Source organism: Psychroserpens mesophilus, assembly GCF_050617655.1.
GTDB lineage: Bacteria > Bacteroidota > Bacteroidia > Flavobacteriales > Flavobacteriaceae > Psychroserpens > Psychroserpens mesophilus_A.
In genome coordinates, this window is sequence record NZ_JBODQC010000284.1 from 1 (window position 1) to 257 (window position 257).

Below are 257 nucleotides of genomic sequence, written 5' to 3' on the forward strand. Positions count from 1 at the left end.
TCGGGACCATGCCCAAAATCGAGGCTCATGAAAAAGCCCGGTTGCACAGGGCATTTTCGGTTTTCGTACTGAACCACAAGGGGGAGACCATGTTACAACAGCGCGCCGCCCACAAGTACCATTCCCCGGGCCTCTGGACTAACACCTGTTGCAGCCACCAAAGAGTAGGGGAGACCAACATCCAGGCTGGCAAGCGGCGGTTGGAAGAGGAAATGGGTTTTCAAACAGACTTGCAGGACCTTTTTTCTTTTATCTAT

At 52.5% G+C, this 257-nt stretch carries 1 protein-coding gene; it reads left to right on the forward strand.

Going from position 1 to position 257, the window contains the following annotated elements; genetic code table 11:
• Window positions 1-257 (forward strand): isopentenyl-diphosphate Delta-isomerase (locus ACRHNM_RS17290; RefSeq protein ID WP_431137889.1); only part of this gene is annotated, 257 nt, incomplete at both ends.